This window comes from Cupriavidus sp. DL-D2 (assembly GCF_039710735.1).
GTDB lineage: Bacteria > Pseudomonadota > Gammaproteobacteria > Burkholderiales > Burkholderiaceae > Cupriavidus.
Window position 1 is genome coordinate 1 of the sequence record NZ_JBDKXK010000020.1, and the last position, 16,836, is coordinate 16,836.

Consider the following 16,836-nt stretch of genomic DNA (forward strand, 5'->3'; position numbering starts at 1 on the left):
TGGAGCGGGTTTCCGCGACGCGTATCTGTGGACTTGGGCAACCAGTGAGAAGCCCCGCGCCGCTCGGCGCGGGCAGAGCGGAGCTCCGAACCCATCCCCGTCGAGAGCATGCCGTCGCCTCTTGGCAGGCCCGCGAAGGAACACCTGGCCTCATGCGCGCGGCGCTATTTGGACTCAGGCACGCCGCATACGCGTTTGATTTCCTCTGTGACGATGGAAATCAACGCTTCGGTTGCAGTACTGAGTGGCCTGAGTGGATGGCTGACGCAAACGAGATGGCGGACAATGCGCGGTGCGACGATGGTGTGCATGCGCAGCCTGCCGTCATCCACCGCACGTTGCACGATAATGCGCGGAAGCACTGTGACAAAACGCGTGGCTTCCACGAACCGCACGATGGTGCCGAGAATATCGATCTCGAACTTGGGGGAAAGCGTGACGTCCTGGGCCTGCGTGGCGGTGTCGAGCACCACGCGCAGGCCGTGCCGCTTGGTGGGTAGCACGAGTTCCAGGGCGGGGAGCCTTGCCATCTCCACGGATTCCGGCAGCACCGGGCCGTGACTGGCACTTGCCACCAGCACCATTTCTTCGTCGTGCATGGGCAGCACCTGGAGCGACGGGCGGCCGCGCTGCAAATGAAGCACGGCTGCATCGAGTTGGCCTGCGGCAACCAGATCCATCAGCGCCGCACTCATGCCGTCCGCAACGGACACCTCCACGTTCGGATATCGCTGGTTGAAACGTGCCAGCGAATCCACCAGCACGCTCTCGGTCTCCGAGGCCACCATGCCAATGGTGATGTGCCCCGCCATCTGTTCTTCGCGCTGCATCATCTGCTGCCGGGCGCCGGCAATGTCACGCATGATCGGCAGGAACAGGCGATACATCATGCGGCCCGCTGGCGTGGGGACCATGCCATGTGGAATGCGCTCGAACAACTTCTGATCGAACTCTTCTTCGAGTCGGGCAATCTGCATGCTCAGTGCCGGCTGCACGATATTCAGGCGCTTGGCCGCGCGGGTCACCGACCCATCTTCGAACAAGGCAAAGAAGTACTGAATCTGTTTAAGGTCCATTGCCGATATCAGTCATTATTTGGTCAATACATCAATATTTATGATGACGCGCGCTAGCGCAAAATATAGACGCGCATGCGGCGATGCGCCGTGGCCGCCTATTTCCAGGCTTTGAGGATGTCTCAAAGCATATGTTCTTCATATCATATGAAATGATGGACCGAATCAAAAAACAATATTAGTCGTTATATCGCAATCTCTCTAATCTCCGTCTGACGTTGCACGGTTCCAGTGGCCCATCGGCCCGGAGCTGACCCGCAGACTGGAGTAGCAAATGAAGAGATTCGATGCTGGCGACATGACCGGCACGGCACAGGAGACACAGGCGTTATCGCCGGCACGGCACGTTGGCCGGCCGATGGAGCGCCTTGAAGACCCCGCCATCCTGAGTGGCAGGGGCCGGTTTGCCGATGACCTCGGCGTTCGGCCCGGCACCTTGCACGCTGCGGTACTGCGCTCGCCTCATGCGCATGCCGAACTGGGCGTCATCGACGCCGCTGCCGCGCTCAAGGCGCCGGGCGTGCGCGCCATCCTGACCGGCGCCGATCTTCCCGCCTGGTCCCGGCCCTTCGTGGTCGGCGTGAAGTTGCCCATGGAGCAATGGGCGCTTGCCATGGACCGTGTCCGATACGTCGGGGAGCCGGTGGCAGTTGTCGTGGCGGAAAGTCGCGCGCTGGCAGAAGACGCGCTTGACCTGATAAGAGTGGGGTACAGGGTGCTGCCCCCGCTGGTTTCTATCGAGGCCGCAGCGTCCGAGGACGCACCGGTGCTCCATCCCAAGCTCGACAGCAACATCGTCAGCGATCGTCATTTCCGTTATGGGGAGCCGGAGGCCGCATTCCAGGCAGCGCCGCACCGCGTATCGTTGACGGCCCACTACCCACGCAGCACCTGCACGCCGATCGAATGCGGGGTGGTTGTTGCCGAACATCTGTCGGGTAACGAAGGCTACCAGGTGACATCGAACTTCATGGGGCCGTTCTCCCTGCACGCCGTGATGGCGATGGCGTTGGGCGTGCAGGCCAATCGCCTGCGCCATGTGGCGCCGCGCGACTCAGGCGGCAGCTTCGGCGTCAAGCAGGCGGTGTTTCCTTATGTCGTCCTGATGTGTCTGGCCTCGCGCAAGGCAGGGGCACCGGTGAAGTGGGTGGAAGATCGTCTCGAACATCTGACGGCGGCCACCTCTGCAACGGCTCGGCTGTCTACGTTGGAAGCAGCAGTCGAGGCAGATGGCCGCATCGTCGCGCTGTCGTATGACCAGCTTGAAGATTGCGGCGGTTACCTGCGTGCGCCGGAACCCGCCACGTTCTATCGCATGCACGGCCTGCTGACGGGCGCCTATGCGATTCCAAACCTGTTGGTGCGCAACCGCGTGGTCTTGACCAACAAGACGCCGACCGGCCTCGTGCGCGGTTTCGGCGGGCCGCAGGTGTACTTTGCACTGGAACGTTTGATCCAGCGGATCGCCGTGGAACTCGGTCTGGACCCGCTCGATGTCTATCGTCGAAACTTTGTTCCGGCCGATGCGTTTCCCTATCACGCGGCAGCGGGCGCGCTGCTCGATTCCGGCAACTACCCACTGGCGATGTCTCGCGCGCTGGAAGCTGGTGGCTACGACGAACTGAAATCGCGACGGGATGCCGCGCGTGCGGACGGCAGGTTGTACGGCATCGGGTTTGCAGCCATTGTCGAGCCCTCGGTGTCCAACATGGGCTACATCACCACGGCCACGCCGGTGGAGGCCCGTCGCAAGGCCGGTCCGAAGAATGGTGCCATTGCCAGCGCGACGGTCAGCGTGGACCTGCTTGGCGGCGTGGTGGTGACCATCGCATCCACCCCGGCAGGCCAGGGACACATGACGGTCTGCGCGCAGGTGGTGGCCGACGTGCTGGGCGTTGACCCGAACGATGTTGTCGTCAACGTCGAATTCGATACCCACAAGGATGCTTGGTCGGTCGCGGCCGGCAACTACTCCAGCCGTTTCGCCGGTGCCGTCGCCGGCACCGTGCATCTGGCGGCTATGCGGGTACGCGAGAAGCTGGCGCGCATCGTCGCCTCCCAACTGGGTTGCGAGCCTGCCGATATCGACTTTGCCGATGGCCGCATTCAGCGCAACGGTGCTCCCGATACTGCCGTGCCGTTCGCACGCGCAGCCAGCAATGCGCCGCACTGGTCGCCGCAGTTGTTGCCGGCAGGCGAGGAGCCAGGTCTTCGCGAAACGGTCTTCTGGTCTCCGCCCAACCTCGATGCGCCGGACGAACAGGATCGCGTCAATACTTCCGCCTGCTATGGCTTTGTTTTCGACCTTTGCGGTGTGGAGATCGATCGGGCGACTGGACGCGTTCGCATCGACCGCTATGTCACCGCGCACGACGCCGGCAAGCTACTCAACCCGGCACTGGCCGATGGGCAGATCCGCGGCGCGTTCGCGCAGGGGCTTGGCGCGGCACTGATGGAAGAGCTGCGGTATGGCGCCGATGGCAGCTTCCAGTCCGGCACGCTGGCGGACTATCTGATGCCCACCACCTGCGAGGTGCCTGACCCGCTGATCGTCCATCTGGAAACACCGAGCCCTTTCACACCTCTCGGTGCAAAGGGCCTGGGCGAAGGCAACAACATGAGCACGCCGCCGTGCATCGCCAACGCGGTGGCGGATGCGCTCGGCGTGAGCGATATACGCCTGCCGCTCGTACCTGCCAAGGTGATGTCGATGATCGGCTTCGACGATCCGCCGCCGTCGACGCCCGCGCTGGCCGAAGCATCTGGAGACGCCCCGGCAAATGGCAAAGGCGGAGAGCGTGGCAAGGCACTGACCGCGCGCGGCTCGGTAGATCTGGATGCAACGCCGGAGGCCATCTTTGCCGTCCTGCTGGACCCGGTCGCCCTCGCCAACGTCGTGCCGGGGTGCCACGCCCTTACACGCATCGGCGACAACCGCTATCGCGCTGACGTAACCGTAGGGATCGGCATGATCAAGGCGCGCTATGAAGCCGAGATCGCGCTGTCGGACCTGCAGCCACCCCATCGGCTGCGTCTCGAAGGGGCGGGTCTGTCGTCGCTGGGAAGTGCGCGCGGAGCAGGGCTGGTCGAGTTGGCACCACATGGCTCTGGCACGCGGCTGACGTACGACTACGAGGCCGAGGTATCCGGGAAAGTCGCCGCAGTCGGCGGCCGCATGCTTGAAGGTGCCGCCAAGGTGGTGCTGCGCCAGTTGTTCGAATCGCTCGGCCGGCAAGCCAGTGGCAAGCCGACCTCCAGGCCAGGCTGGATCACGCGCCTGCTGGTGCGACTGGGAGTGCGCAAATGAAGCCCGCAGCATTCGATTACCTGCGTGCCGAAACGACGGAGCATGCGCTGCAAGCACTGGCCTCGGGCGACGACGGAGTGCGCGTGATGGCAGGCGGACAGTCGCTGATGGCCGTGCTGAACATGCGTTTGTCGCAGCCGCAACTGCTCGTGGATATCTCGCGTACCACGGAGCTGGACACCGTGCGTGTCGAGGACGGAAAGCTCGTGGTGGGTGCAGCCGCCACGCAGGGCCGCGTGGAATGGCGGCCGTCCTTGATGGACGAGGTTCCGTTGCTCGCCATGGCCTTTCCGCACATTTCTCATTTCCAGATTCGCAATCGCGGCACGGTGTGCGGCTCCATCGCGCACGCCGATCCGAGCGCCGAACTGCCGCTCGTGCTGACCGCGCTGGGTGGCGAGGTTGTACTGCGTTCGCAGCGCCGCCGCCGCGTGCTGCCCGCGTCCGATTTCTTCCAAGGGATGCTGATGACATGCCGTGAGCCGGACGAACTGGTCGAGGCGGTCCGCTTTCCGCTGCGGAAGCCGGGCGCGCGATATGGCTTCTCCGAGTTCTCGGCGCGGCATGGTGATTTTGCCTTGGTCGCTTGCGCTGCCGTGGTCACTGACGACGCCATCGCGCTCGCAGTGGGTGGCGTATCGGACCGGCCCGTGCTGGAGACATGGCCGCGCCTGCATGGCAAGGCGCTGCTGGATGCGATCAACGACTTTAGCTGGAAGCTGGGCGCGCAGGACGACGCCCATATCAGCGCGCAGTACCGCCGGCATCTGGTGCGGCAGTTGGGCATGCGCGTAATCGAGGAGGCAAGATGAGCAAGACCCCCAAGGCCGCACCGGTGAGTGCGTTCCCGGTGATGCGGCGTGACGAGCGCCACAACATCACCTTGACCCTGAATGGCGCGAACAGGACAGGCCAGTGCGAATCGCGCGAACTGTTGTCCGATTTCCTGCGTCACGGACTCGGTGCCACCGGCACCCATGTGGGCTGCGAGCACGGCGTCTGCGGTGCCTGCACGGTTCGCGTCGATGGTGTGGCCGCGCGTTCGTGTCTGATGCTGGCCGTTCAGGCCGATGGCCGTGACATCGAGACTGTCGAAGGACTCGGGTCCGACGCAGGTCTGGGCGATTTGCAGGCAGCATTCCGGCGCCATCACGCGCTGCAGTGCGGCTTCTGCACCGCGGGCATCCTGATGTCATGCGCGGACTACCTGGAACGCGTGCCGCAGCCAACCGAGGCACAGGTTCGCGACATGCTGTCCGGCCACCTGTGCCGCTGCACCGGATACACGCCGATTGTCGCCGCCGTGCTCGACGTGGCGGCCAGCCGTGCGCAAGCGCGCCAGAGCGAGAGCGCCCGATCCGCCGCCGGGGAGCCTTGCCATGCTTGATCTCGGTCGGACCTTTCTGCAAAGCGTGGAGCGGAGTCCTCGCGCACTTGCCATCGTCGACGGCGAGTTGATGCTGACCTACGAGCAGTGGCTGCCGCGCATCCGCTGCGTGGCCGCCGGCCTGCTGGATATGGGCCTGCACCCCGGCGATCGCATCGTCACGCTGTTGCAGAACCGTTGGGAGATGGCGACGCTGCATTGGGCATGCCAGTTTGCGGGCATCGTCATCGTGCCGTTGAACTGGCGCGCCAAGCCGGATGAACTGGACTACTGCCTGCGTGATGCCGCCGTGAAGGCGCTGGTGTACGAACCGGTGAGCGCCGATGCCGTGCTGGACTGCGATGGCGCGGGCGATATTCCCTGCATTGGTCTGGACGATGCACCCGGCGGCTCGCTCTCATTCGACCTGCTTCTGGGCGCGACGCCCCATGGCGAGGGCGCGCTGGCCGAAGCCGGCGATGTATCGCTCATGCTGTACACCTCCGGCACCACCGGCAGACCCAAGGGCGTGCCGCGCCGCCACCGGCAGGAACGTGCAGCAGCGTTGGCGCACGTCGCGCAGAACCTGTACCGGCATGGCGAACGGACCCTCGGCGTCATGCCGCTGTATCACACGATGGGTGTGCGCTCGCTGCTGGCCATGGCGTTGGTCGACGGGCTGTTTGTCTGCGTGCGGCGATGGAATGCGTCGCAGGCGCTGCAGGCAATTACCACGCATCGGGTGAGTTGTCTCTATCTGGTGCCTACGCTCTACCACGACCTGCTGGCGGACCCGGCCTTCGCGGGCACGGACGTGCGCACCGTCACGAAGCTCGGTTTCGCTGGCGCCGCCATGAACGATGGGCTCCTGAACCGGCTGGAAGACGCGTTCCGGCCAGAACTCTTCGTCAATCACTATGGATCCTCCGAGGTCTATACCTGCAGCATCCACCAGGACGCACCGCGCAAGCCCGGCAGTGCCGGCCGTGCTGGCCTGAACACGCGGCTGCGCATTGCCCGGCTCGACGCTGACTCGCCAGAAGATGTTGTGGCAACCGGCGAGGAAGGCCAGATCATTGCCGACCTGCGCGGCGACGAAGCGTTCGAGGGTTACTGGAACCGCGACGACGCCAATGCGAAATCCCTGCGCGACGGCTGGTATTTCACTGGCGACATTGGCTACTTCGATGCCGATGGCGACCTGTACGTTACCGGTCGCGTGGACGACATGATCATCAGCGGCGGCGAGAACATCTCGCCCGCCGACATCGAATCGGTGCTGTCGCTGCACCCAGGCGTCGATGAGGTAGCCGTGGCTGGCGTGCCCGATGCGCGCTGGGGACAGAAGGTGGTGGCATTCGTCAAGCCACGGGGCGCGGTGGATGCCCAGGCACTGGACGACTACTGCCGCGGTTCCGATCTCGTCAACTTCAAGCGTCCGCGCGGCTACGTGTTTGTCTATGACATCCCGAAATCGCCCGTCGGCAAGATCCTGCGCCGCAAGCTGTCGGCGGGCGAGTACCACGCCATTTCATCCCTTCCCTATAGCGATCCCATCACGGAGTAACGACATGACCCAGGAATTCCGATTGATTCATCCCGACCAGCAGCGCCTGCAGGAACTCGATGGCTTCTCCGTCACGATCGATCCCGCGCGCGAACGCGCGGACATCGTCCTGCACCGTCCCCCTTACAACGTGATCTCGATGGCTGCACGCGACCAGTTGCGGGCCGCATTCGAGGCGCTGGATGCCGATGACCGGGTGCGAGTCATCGTGCTGCGGGGGGAGGGCCGGCACTTCTCCAGCGGTGGCGACATCCGCGGCTTCCTCGAAGCCTCGCCCGAGCATGTATCGAAGCTCGCGTGGAATGTGGCGGCGCCCACGCGATGCGGCAAGCCGGTGATTGCAGCCAACCGTGGCTACTGTTTCGGCGTGGGCTTCGAGTTGTCGCTGGCTTGCGATTTCCGCATCGCCACCAACACCACGGAATACGCACTGCCGGAGCAGAAGCTCGGACAGATTCCGGGATCGGGAGGCTCCGCACGGCTTCAGAAAATGGTGGGGGTGGGCCGCACGAAAGACATCGTCATGCGCTCGCGCCGCATCCGCGGCCAGCAGGCATACGAATGGGGCATTGCAGTGGACTGCGTGGCAGATGCCGAGTTGGAGGCCGCTACGGATGCGCTGGTCGACGAACTGCGCGCCTTCTCGCCGCTGGCGCAACGAACCGCCAAGAAGCTCCTGAACGATACCGAGGACGCGCCGCTGTCCATCGCCATCGAACTGGAAGGGCATTGCTACAGCCGGTTGCGCAGTTCGGAGGATTTCCGCGAAGGCGTCGAGGCGTTCCACGCCAAGCGCAAGGCCGAGTTCCGCGGACGCTGATCGTACGCCGTCGGCCCCCTTAGGCCCCCTTCGGGGCGCACATCGATCGATAACGAGGGAAGGCGACGCTCCACGCGAGTGTCGCCCGCACTCGTCAAAGAAAACTAGAAACACCAGGAGACAAAGATGAAAGTGCTGGCAAACCAGGCGGTGCCGTCGGACGGCGCGCAAAGTGCGGCGCCAGTGGCCGCAAGTAACAGGCAGGTGCTGGGTGCAGTGACGGCATCCTGCATGGGTTGGGCGCTTGACCTGTTCGACCTGTTCATTCTCTTGTTCGTGGCCCCGGTGATCGGCAAGCTGTTCTTTCCGTCTGAACAGGCGATGCTCTCGCTCGCTGCCGTGTATGCGTCGTTTGCCGTCACGCTGCTGATGCGGCCGCTCGGCTCGGCGATCTTCGGCGCCTACGCGGATCGCAATGGCCGCAAGGGTGCGATGGTCGTGGCCGTGACGGGTGTGGGCCTGTCCACGGCTGCGTTCGGATTGCTGCCCACCGTCAACCAGATTGGCATGTTCGCGCCGGTCTTGTTCATTCTGCTGCGGCTCATACAGGGTGTCTTCGTTGGGGGCGTGGTGGCTTCCACCCATACAATCGGCACGGAATCGGTGCCACCGTCGTGGCGCGGCGCGGTGTCCGGCCTGGTGGGCGGCGGCGGCGCGGGCATTGGTGCGTTGCTGGCTTCCGTCACGTACATGGCAATGACGGCGCTCTTTCCTGGCGACGCCTTTGACGCATGGGGATGGCGTTGCATGTTCTTCGCCGGCATTCTCAGCTCCGTGCTGGGTCTTGTGATCTTCAACTCGCTGGAGGAATCGCCGCTGTGGAAGCAACTGCAGGCCGCGAAAAAATCCAGTGGGCAGCCAAAGCAGGCGCATCCGCTGCGGACCCTGTTCTCACGTGAGTACCGTGGCATTCTGCTCGCCAACATCCTGTTGACCGTGGGCGGTGGCAGTGCGTACTACCTGACATCCGGTTACCTTCCCACCTTCCTCAAGGTGGTGGTCAAGGCATCGCCTGGCGAATCGTCAGCCATTCTGATGGCGAGTAGCCTCGGTGTGATCGTGGCGTCGGTAGCGGCGGGGCATTTCAGCACGCTGGTGGGGCGCAAGAAAGCGTTCCTGGTGATCGGCTTCGCCAGCCTGATTCTGATGCCGATGCTCTATCAGTGGATGGCTGCCGCGCCAACCTCGACGATGCGCGGCGTCTATGCCGTGGCGCTTTCGATGCTGGGGTGCGCGGGTTTCGCGCCCATCCTGATCTTCCTGAACGAGCGGTTTCCCACCAGCATCCGTGCGTCCGGTACCGGTCTGTCCTGGAACATCGGCTTCGCCATTGGTGGGATGATGCCCACGCTTGCCTCGCTTTCTGCCCGCACGCCAGCAGATCTTCCGCTGACCCTCAGCATTTTCCTCGGGGTCGTCACGCTGATTTATTTGGCGGGCGCCGTCATCGTGCCGGAGACACTGGGTCGCCTTGGCGAGAAATAGGTACGGTCCGTCGTTTCCGGGAATCGTTCCGCGATGTATGGGACGGCGCGATGATCCATGTACTTCGCTGATGAGCCGTCCATACGCGGAACGATGAATGTCCCAGATTGGCCGGCACGCGCGTGATCGACGCCGCCCGCTGACAAGCCCGGGCCAGACGGCAAGAGCCGACCCCTTAGCGAATGTTCAAGTTAGCCTGAGTTGCGCAGTGCTTCCACGTTTCTCGCAAGATCACTGGGCAGGATGTCAAAGCCGATTGCCCGGGGGCCAGACCAATTGATGCCCGTGAGCAGTTCGTCGCGAGTGAGTCCCGGAATCCAACGTTCCCGAAAATCGTTCCACGAGATGGCCACCGGGCGGAAGCCGTGATACGCAGCGACGCCTCCAATCACCACCAGCGCTCTTGATTCGCTCGACCAAAACGGCATGGCCCGCCTGCCGGTGAAGGTGAGCGGTGCTGGGAAACCATTGTCGTCGCGGATAGACCAAATCACTCCCGACTCAGCGATCTCGCGATAGAAGGCGGAAGCTTGGGACGCGGCAGTACTCATTTCGGCTTTACGGTCATCTGCTGTGCCTAGAATATTGCCAGATCGGTCAGCAGCGGTTGTTGGATCTGCTCCCGTCGACATCGTCGAGCAGTTCGGGTCGCATGCGCATTCTAGTGATACCCAACTTTGGGCTGAAGAGGGGGGCGAAACTCGGCGAGAGGATACCTCAAGGGCCGCTAGTGGCCGAATCCGGAAGTCAGCCGACCACCAGGCCTGGCTGCCGGGCCAGACTTCCGTAGTCGACCCTGAGCGGACCTTCAAGACTCTCAACAACAGTCACTCACTTGGACGGGCAATATAATGAGCCCGCCACTCGGCATACACTGAAGACCCTATTCAAGGGGGATCATGGCACGTCACGAAATTGTGGAGATCGAACTTGGTGACATTGAGTCCGTCGCGCAGTTGCACACGAGATTGATGACGCAGTTGGAGTTCCCTGATTGGTACGGAAGGAACTGGGACGCGTTTTGGGATGCCATCACTGCGCTTGTCGAAATGCCCCTTGTTCTCCGGCTAAAGAACTGGATGGAATTCGAGCGACGTTTTCCGAGCGACGCGAAGCTGATGGTCAATTGCCTGGCAAATGCTGCTCGTCAATATCCATGCTTCGCATCGCGGATTGAGTGCGTTTGAAAGGCCTGGCACATAGTCATCAAGTGCGGAGAATCCGGGTGCGTCAGCCGACTCTCCTCGGACAACCCGAAGGCCGCTTCTGGCCGAAGGCGGAAGTCCCCCTTCCTCCAGGTCCCGCTGCCCGGCCGGACTTCGGTAGTCGACCCAACGGAGTCATTGCATGAGCCGTGGACGAATGACCGCACCGAACATCCAAGCCGTCATCGCTGTCCTCCGAATTCGGCCAGCGAGAGCTTTACTAGTGAGGTCGTCGTCATCAAGTGCGGAGACGAGCCTGACTCCGCGCTTGATGATGTGCTGCTGCCGAGCCACGCCCGGCGTTGCCTTAATTTACTTTAGTGCGAAGTGTCGGCACAGGACCTGTGAAGTCAACCCATGGATTGGTATTGAGCAGTTTGGCGTTGGGAGCCGTCGTTTCGTCGAAGCGGATGACAAAGCTTTCCGGTCCATGAGCGTAGGCTACGATCAGCCCATCTTTCGGATCCATATAGCCTGCGTGAGTGCCCATACCCGGATAAGTTAGCCGCACAGCGGGACCGCTCTCGCCGATGCGATCCACCGTCAAACGCGCAACCGTTGCGTCTGGCAGTACGAACATCCATGTGAAAGGTCCGCCGGATACGACCGTCATGACTTCGTCGATGCCAGGGCCGGCATCCGACGAGTTGACATTCAGGCGGCCGTAGCGTGGTGCCGGCTGAGACTGCTTTCGGCTCTGACCGCGGCCATCTTGCATGGGCGATGCAATGTTAGTGATTTGTTATTTTTGTCGTTTGCCCGGCTGCCGATTCGCCTGGAATGGAGGCTATAAGTTCACGCGTGTACTGGGTAGAGGGCCGTAGGAAAACGTCACGCGCGGTTCCGATCTCCACCACCTTGCCGCGCTGCATGACTGCAATGCGATGGCATAGGCGTGCGGCGACGCGAAGGTCATGCGTGATGAAGATCATGCTGACGCCGAGGCGCTCGCGGATCGATTCGAACAGGTCCAGGATCTGCGCCTGGACGGACACATCGAGCGCGGAAACGGCTTCATCCGCAATCAGGATTTCCGGTTCCATCATCAGCGCTCGTGCAATCGACAGGCGTTGCCGCTGACCGCCGGAGAATTCGTGCGGAAAACGGTCGAGCGCGCTTGGGTCCATGCTGACCAGATCGAGTAGCTCCAGCATGCGCGCATGGACCTGCCGACGGTCCGCGCCAAAGTTCATGGGACCTTCGGCGAGTGTGCGTCCAACAGTCCTGCGCGGATTGAAGGAGCGGAACGGGTCCTGGAACACCATCTGCACGCGTTTGCAGTAACTGCGCGCATCTCCCGCCCGGAGTGCGGAGATCGGCTGGTTATCGAGCAGGATCGCGCCGGAGGTGGGGGTTGCGAAACGCGCCAGGCAACGTCCCAGCGTGGTCTTTCCCGAACCCGATTCGCCAACAATGCCGAGGGTCTCTCCGCGCTCCAGTTTCAATGACACGCCGCCGAGGGCGTCCACGCTTCGGCGCTTCGACTTGAAAATCGATTTCGTTTCAAAGCGCAAGGTGAGATCCCGTACCTCCAGGACAGGCGCCGCTGCAGGTGGGCGTGCCACGGCGCGGAAGTCGCCACGCGGGCGTGCAGCGAGCAGACGCTGGGTATAAGGATGACGCGGGTGTTCGAGCACTTCCGCCGCCGTACCCTGTTCGACGATACGGCCCGATTGCATGACCACGACCCGGTCCGCAATCTCCGCCACGACATCGAAGTCATGGGTGATGAACAGAACCCCGTTGTCGTGGCGGCCGCGCAGTTCGTTGAGCAAGCGTAGCACCTGGGCCTGCGACGTAACGTCAAGTGCCGTAGTAGGTTCGTCGGCGATGATCAGGCCGGGCTCCATGGCAAGGGCCATCGCAATCATCACGCGCTGACGCTGGCCGCCCGAAAGCTGATGCGGGTGGGCATGCCGCAACGTCTCGGGCGAGGGTAGCCGGACGTCCGTAAGCAAAGCCAGCACGCGATCGGCGACCGCGTCACGGCTTAGCGCTTTTCCGTGGAACTCGAATACTTCTGCAATCTGGTCGCCCACCCGCATGAGGGGATTGAGCGCGGTCATCGGCTCCTGGAAGATCATGGCCATGCGATTTCCGCGCAGCTTCTGCAGTTCGTCGAGTCCTGCATGGGTGACATCGCGCCCGGCCAACAGGATCTGGCCACTCTCCAGCGTGAGAATCCCCTTTGGAAGCAGGCCCATGACGGCACTGGACGTCACGGACTTGCCCGAGCCGGATTCACCGACGATGCAGACGATCTCGCGGGCATGCACGGTGAGCGAAATGTCATCCACTGCATAACGGCGATCGCCACCGCCGGGCAGACGGACCTTGAGGTTGCGGATAGCAAGGATCGGCGTACGCGGAAGGTCGTCCTGATTGTTTGCCATGACAGGTCCGGAATAAGAGTCGCTCATGGCTTCAGCCCTTGGATTGACGGGAAAGACGCGGGTCGAGGCGATCGCGCAGGGCGTCGCCAAACATGTTGACGGCCAGGATCAGCAGGGCGAGGAACACACCGGGGTAGAGCACGATCCACGGCGCGCGCTGGAAGAACGGGCGGCCTTCCGCGATGATGCTGCCCAGGCTGGGAATCTCCGGTGGAAACCCGAGACCGAGAAAGCCCAGCACGGCTTCGGTCAGGATGGCCGCCGCGCAGACAAAGGTGGCTTGCACGACAAGGGGGTTGATGGTGCTTGGCATGATGTGTCGCCACAGCACTTTCAATGCCGGCGTGCCAGCGCCGATAGACGCCTCCACGTAGGGCTCCTCGCGGACTGACAGTACGACGCTGCGCACAAGGCGGGCGATGCGCGGAATCTCCGGGACGGAAATGGCAGCGACCATGGTCACGATATTCGCGCCGCCCAGTGCAACCATCGCCACCGCCAGCAACAGGCCTGGGATCGCCATGATGCCGTCCATGAGGCGCATGATGGGCGCATCGAGTTGGCGGACATAGCCGGCTGCCAGTCCGATGAACAGACCTGCGGCGACGGAGATCGCGCTGACGAGTGCGGCGAGCGTGATGGAGAGACGTCCGCCGTATAGCACGCGTGACAGCAGGTCGCGGCCAAGCGAGTCCGTACCCAGCCAGTAGACCTCGGACGATGGCTTCAGCCGGGCGCGTGGCGTCAGGGCGCCGGGATCGTGTTGCGCCAGCAGAGGAGCCCCTACCGTGACGGCGACCAGCAGCAGGAGCAGTAGCAGGGACCCGAGCATCACCGGATCTTTGAGCACGGCAGTGGCAGCCACGCGAAGCTGGGAGGGCGGCGCGGCCAGCGAATGTGAGGGCAGGGAGGACGATGACATCAGGTAGCTCCGGGGCGGGCGGCGATCAATACCGAATTCGCGGATCGAGGGCGACGTAGGCCAGGTCGATCATCAGGTTGATGAAGACATAGATGAACGAGAAGAAAAGGATGGTTCCCTGTACGACCGGGTAATCGCGGGCGAGAACCGAATCGACAATCAGGCGGCCGACACCTGCGATGTTGAAGATGGTCTCCGTCACGACCACTCCGCTGATCAGCGTGGTGAGCGCAACGCCCACAATCGTGACGATCGGAATGGCGGCGTTACGCAGCGCGTGGCGGAACAGCACGATGCGTTCGGTCACGCCCTTGGCACGTGCGGTACGCACGAAGTCTTCGCCGAGTACATCCAGCATGCTGGCCCGCGTGATTCGCGTGATCAGGGCAACAAAGACCATCGCCAGCGTCACCGTGGGTAGCACCAGGTGGGCGGCATACTCGCCCACGCCGTCCGCCAGCGGCGAATACCCTTGCACCGGCAACCAGTCCAGCTTCACGGCGAACACGAGAATCAGCAGATACCCCACGACGAATGCAGGCACGGAGAACGCCAGTACCGCCCCGGCCATGATGCCGCGATCGGTGATGCTGCGATGCCGCCAGGCTGCCAGCACCCCGAGCGGAACCGCCGCCGCGATGGTTAGCAGGATGGCCCAGGCAGCCAGCGAGAAGGTCGGGCCGAGCCGCGCCTTGATCAGCGAAGCCACGCTTTGCCGGGTCTGGACCGATTGGCCAAGATCGCCTTGCAAGAGGGCGGCCATCCAGCGCACGTACTGCGTACCGATGGACTGATCGAGGCCCATGTCCGTCCGGATTTGCGCGATGGCTTCCTCGCTTGCCATATCACCGGCGATGACGCGCGCCGGATCGCCTGGCGCGAGCCGAAGCAGCAGAAACACCACCGTGGCGACGATGAGCATGACGGGAACCGCTGCCAGTAGTCGTTTGAGAATAATTTCCAACATTGCTTCGCCTCTCCTTTGGTTGAAGCTTTCGCGCGCCCGGCAGGTGCTTTACTTCTTCCCAGACCAGAACAGGGGAATCTGGGCATCCGTCATGCTTCCCAGTTTTACGGCGTTATAGCCCTTGACCTTGGAATAGGCGCCCAGGGGAATGAAGAAGACCTGGTCGTAGTTGAGCTTCTGGATGGCGAGTGCGATCTGCTTCTTCGTGGCGGGGTCGGATTCGTCGGCGAACCGGTCGCGGAGCTTTTCCATCTCCTCGCTCCTGGACCAACCGACGTAGCCGGCTTCACCGCGACCGTCCAGGTTCGGATTCGTGATCGGGTTCATCAGGTCGAGGCTGCTGAAGCCGGTCTGAAAGATGCTCCAGCCGCCCTGGGCCACGCCGTCCTTCTTCGAGTAGCGTGACAGCAGGGTGGCCCAGTCCATCGACTGGATCTCGACGTTCATCCCGATCGACTTCAGCGCCTGCGCCGTCACGGAGGCCAGGCTGGCGAGGATAGGCAGGTCCGTCGGATGCAGGATCACCACCTTGCTGCCGTCGTAACCGCTCTCCTTGAGCAACGCCTTGGCGCGTGCCAGATCTGGCTTCTTCGTCTGCGTGGCGCCATCCTCCGATGCGTAAGGCGACATGCAACTCAGAACCGCGCCGCATACCTGATACATCTTTCCGTCGCCAATCTGGGCGTCGAGATAGTCGGCCTGGTACAAGGCGGCCAGCGCAGCGCGGCGTACCTTGACGTTGTTGAACGGCGGTTGCAGCCAGTTCATGCGGAGGGTGAACATGTTCGTGCTCTTGCCGTAGGACTTGAGCGCGACCGTCTTTACCCCTTCCAACTGCGACACCAGGTCGGGAGGGACGTCCTCCACGAAGTCGATCTCTCCACGACGCAGCGCGTTGACGGCGGTCTGCGCATCGGAGATGTTGACCATCTCGATCCGGTCGACCACCGCGACCTTGCCGCCCGCGAACCCGCTTGCTGGCTCCTTGCGTGGCACATAGTCGGCGAACTTCACGTACGAGGCCCTGACCCCGGGCTGGAACGTCGCGGCGACAAATTTGTAGGGGCCCGATCCGATGACCTCGCTGATGGGTTGCGAAGCTGGCGTAGCGGCAATGCGCTTGGGCATGATGAACGGCACGGGGGAGCCGGGCTTTGCCAGCGCCTCCAGCAGGAGTCCGAATGGCTTCTTCAGTCGGAAGACGACGGTTCGGGGGTCGGGGCTTTCGAGCTTTGCCGTGGCTGCCATCAGGCGTTGGCCCAATGCATCGCGCTCGGCCCAGCGCTTGAGCGAAGCGATGACATCCTCGCCCGTGACCGGCGCACCGTCGTGAAACTTCAGGTCCTTGCGCAGGGTCAGCGTCATGGTGAGCTTGTCAGGTGTTTCCTTCCAGCTTTCCACCATTTCAGGTTGCGGCTTGCCGTTGGCATCCAGTGCGAACAACGTATCGAAGACCATGTAGCCGTGGTTACGCGTCACATAGGCGTTCGTCAGGATGGGATCGACAACACGCAGCGGTGCCTGCATGACGACTTTCGCAATCGTCTCGTTCTGGGCGCGGGCGGGCGCGGCGTGCATCCCTGCGAACGTGACCGCGGCGGACAGGACGGCGGGGACGAGGACGGCCGGCGCGGGAATGCGCGCGAGCCCAAACAAATTCTTGTTCATGGCAGGACCTTCAAGATGAGAGAACGGCGAAACGCGAACAGCGTGGGGGGATCGTTGTGG

At 62.9% G+C, this 16,836-nt stretch carries 14 protein-coding genes; 7 read left to right on the plus strand and 7 right to left on the minus strand.

Translation table 11 applies throughout. The features are described 5' to 3' along the window. Positions 1 to 164: 164 nt before the first annotated feature. The gene (locus ABDB81_RS13755; protein WP_137928490.1) at positions 165 to 1,076 is read right to left on the minus strand and encodes a LysR family transcriptional regulator; all 912 of its coding nucleotides are present in this window, start codon (positions 1,074 to 1,076) and stop codon (positions 165 to 167) included. A 274-nt stretch (positions 1,077 to 1,350) separates the two neighbouring features. Here ABDB81_RS13755 and ABDB81_RS13760 point away from each other — a divergent pair, with 274 nt between their 5' ends. The 6 genes from ABDB81_RS13760 to ABDB81_RS13785 all read left to right on the plus strand — a co-directional run bounded on the left by ABDB81_RS13760 (position 1,351) and on the right by ABDB81_RS13785 (position 9,621). Then, positions 1,351 to 4,383, plus strand: coding sequence for a molybdopterin cofactor-binding domain-containing protein (locus ABDB81_RS13760; RefSeq protein ID WP_346811624.1), 3,033 nt, complete (start codon positions 1,351 to 1,353; stop codon positions 4,381 to 4,383). Then, positions 4,380 to 5,195: an FAD binding domain-containing protein gene (locus tag ABDB81_RS13765; RefSeq protein WP_137928488.1), complete on the plus strand. Its 816-nt coding sequence runs from the start codon at positions 4,380 to 4,382 to the stop codon at positions 5,193 to 5,195. The genes ABDB81_RS13760 and ABDB81_RS13765 overlap by 4 nt, the downstream gene beginning before the upstream one ends. Then, positions 5,192 to 5,770: a (2Fe-2S)-binding protein gene (locus ABDB81_RS13770; RefSeq protein ID WP_346811626.1), complete on the plus strand. Its 579-nt coding sequence runs from the start codon at positions 5,192 to 5,194 to the stop codon at positions 5,768 to 5,770. Before ABDB81_RS13765 ends, ABDB81_RS13770 begins: the two co-directional genes overlap by 4 nt. Then, the gene (locus ABDB81_RS13775; protein WP_346811628.1) at positions 5,763 to 7,316 is read left to right on the plus strand and encodes an AMP-binding protein; all 1,554 of its coding nucleotides are present in this window, start codon (positions 5,763 to 5,765) and stop codon (positions 7,314 to 7,316) included. The genes ABDB81_RS13770 and ABDB81_RS13775 overlap by 8 nt, the downstream gene beginning before the upstream one ends. Before the next feature lie 4 nt (positions 7,317 to 7,320). Then, complete coding sequence (locus ABDB81_RS13780; protein WP_346811630.1) at positions 7,321 to 8,136, plus strand: enoyl-CoA hydratase/isomerase family protein; 816 nt, start codon at positions 7,321 to 7,323, stop codon at positions 8,134 to 8,136. Positions 8,137 to 8,262: 126 nt separating this feature from the next. Beyond that, positions 8,263 to 9,621, plus strand: coding sequence for an MFS transporter (locus tag ABDB81_RS13785; protein ID WP_346811632.1), 1,359 nt, complete (start codon positions 8,263 to 8,265; stop codon positions 9,619 to 9,621). Between the two features lie 191 nt (positions 9,622 to 9,812). Here ABDB81_RS13785 and ABDB81_RS13790 read toward each other — a convergent pair whose 3' ends face one another. Next, positions 9,813 to 10,253 carry a DUF2750 domain-containing protein gene (locus ABDB81_RS13790; RefSeq protein ID WP_346811634.1) on the minus strand — a complete coding sequence of 147 codons (441 nt, stop codon included), beginning with the start codon at positions 10,251 to 10,253 and terminating at the stop codon, positions 9,813 to 9,815. A gap of 267 nt (positions 10,254 to 10,520) precedes the next feature. Between ABDB81_RS13790 and ABDB81_RS13795 the strand changes: the two genes are divergently transcribed. Continuing rightward, positions 10,521 to 10,808, plus strand: coding sequence for a barstar family protein (locus ABDB81_RS13795; protein ID WP_346811636.1), 288 nt, complete (start codon positions 10,521 to 10,523; stop codon positions 10,806 to 10,808). Between the two features lie 325 nt (positions 10,809 to 11,133). Here ABDB81_RS13795 and ABDB81_RS13800 read toward each other — a convergent pair whose 3' ends face one another. Genes ABDB81_RS13800 through ABDB81_RS13820 form a run of 5 tightly spaced genes read right to left on the minus strand, consistent with a single transcriptional unit; the run spans position 11,134 to position 16,776 of the window. After that, entirely contained in the window at positions 11,134 to 11,544 is a 411-nt protein-coding gene (locus ABDB81_RS13800) for a hypothetical protein (RefSeq protein WP_346811638.1), read from the minus strand. Between the two features lie 13 nt (positions 11,545 to 11,557). Then, entirely contained in the window at positions 11,558 to 13,219 is a 1,662-nt protein-coding gene (locus ABDB81_RS13805) for an ABC transporter ATP-binding protein (RefSeq protein WP_346811640.1), read from the minus strand. Between the two features lie 31 nt (positions 13,220 to 13,250). Then, complete coding sequence (locus ABDB81_RS13810; RefSeq protein ID WP_346811642.1) at positions 13,251 to 14,141, minus strand: ABC transporter permease; 891 nt, start codon at positions 14,139 to 14,141, stop codon at positions 13,251 to 13,253. A 25-nt stretch (positions 14,142 to 14,166) separates the two neighbouring features. Further along, positions 14,167 to 15,108 carry an ABC transporter permease gene (locus ABDB81_RS13815; protein ID WP_160471936.1) on the minus strand — a complete coding sequence of 314 codons (942 nt, stop codon included), beginning with the start codon at positions 15,106 to 15,108 and terminating at the stop codon, positions 14,167 to 14,169. Between the two features lie 48 nt (positions 15,109 to 15,156). Then, positions 15,157 to 16,776 carry an ABC transporter substrate-binding protein gene (locus ABDB81_RS13820; protein WP_346811644.1) on the minus strand — a complete coding sequence of 540 codons (1,620 nt, stop codon included), beginning with the start codon at positions 16,774 to 16,776 and terminating at the stop codon, positions 15,157 to 15,159. Positions 16,777 to 16,836 lie beyond the last annotated feature (60 nt).

Bases quoted from the DNA above. Each gene is read 5' to 3' on its own strand.
- ABDB81_RS13755 (WP_137928490.1), bottom strand. From the start codon at position 1,076: ATGGACCTTAAACAGATTCAGTACTTCTTTGCCTTGTTCGAAGATGGG.
- ABDB81_RS13760 (WP_346811624.1), top strand. From the start codon at position 1,351: ATGAAGAGATTCGATGCTGGCGACATGACCGGCACGGCACAGGAGACA.
- ABDB81_RS13765 (WP_137928488.1), top strand. From the start codon at position 4,380: ATGAAGCCCGCAGCATTCGATTACCTGCGTGCCGAAACGACGGAGCAT.
- ABDB81_RS13770 (WP_346811626.1), top strand. From the start codon at position 5,192: ATGAGCAAGACCCCCAAGGCCGCACCGGTGAGTGCGTTCCCGGTGATG.
- ABDB81_RS13775 (WP_346811628.1), top strand. From the start codon at position 5,763: ATGCTTGATCTCGGTCGGACCTTTCTGCAAAGCGTGGAGCGGAGTCCT.
- ABDB81_RS13780 (WP_346811630.1), top strand. From the start codon at position 7,321: ATGACCCAGGAATTCCGATTGATTCATCCCGACCAGCAGCGCCTGCAG.
- ABDB81_RS13785 (WP_346811632.1), top strand. From the start codon at position 8,263: ATGAAAGTGCTGGCAAACCAGGCGGTGCCGTCGGACGGCGCGCAAAGT.
- ABDB81_RS13790 (WP_346811634.1), bottom strand. From the start codon at position 10,253: ATGTCGACGGGAGCAGATCCAACAACCGCTGCTGACCGATCTGGCAAT.
- ABDB81_RS13795 (WP_346811636.1), top strand. From the start codon at position 10,521: ATGGCACGTCACGAAATTGTGGAGATCGAACTTGGTGACATTGAGTCC.
- ABDB81_RS13800 (WP_346811638.1), bottom strand. From the start codon at position 11,544: ATGCAAGATGGCCGCGGTCAGAGCCGAAAGCAGTCTCAGCCGGCACCA.
- ABDB81_RS13805 (WP_346811640.1), bottom strand. From the start codon at position 13,219: ATGGCAAACAATCAGGACGACCTTCCGCGTACGCCGATCCTTGCTATC.
- ABDB81_RS13810 (WP_346811642.1), bottom strand. From the start codon at position 14,141: ATGTCATCGTCCTCCCTGCCCTCACATTCGCTGGCCGCGCCGCCCTCC.
- ABDB81_RS13815 (WP_160471936.1), bottom strand. From the start codon at position 15,108: ATGTTGGAAATTATTCTCAAACGACTACTGGCAGCGGTTCCCGTCATG.
- ABDB81_RS13820 (WP_346811644.1), bottom strand. From the start codon at position 16,776: ATGAACAAGAATTTGTTTGGGCTCGCGCGCATTCCCGCGCCGGCCGTC.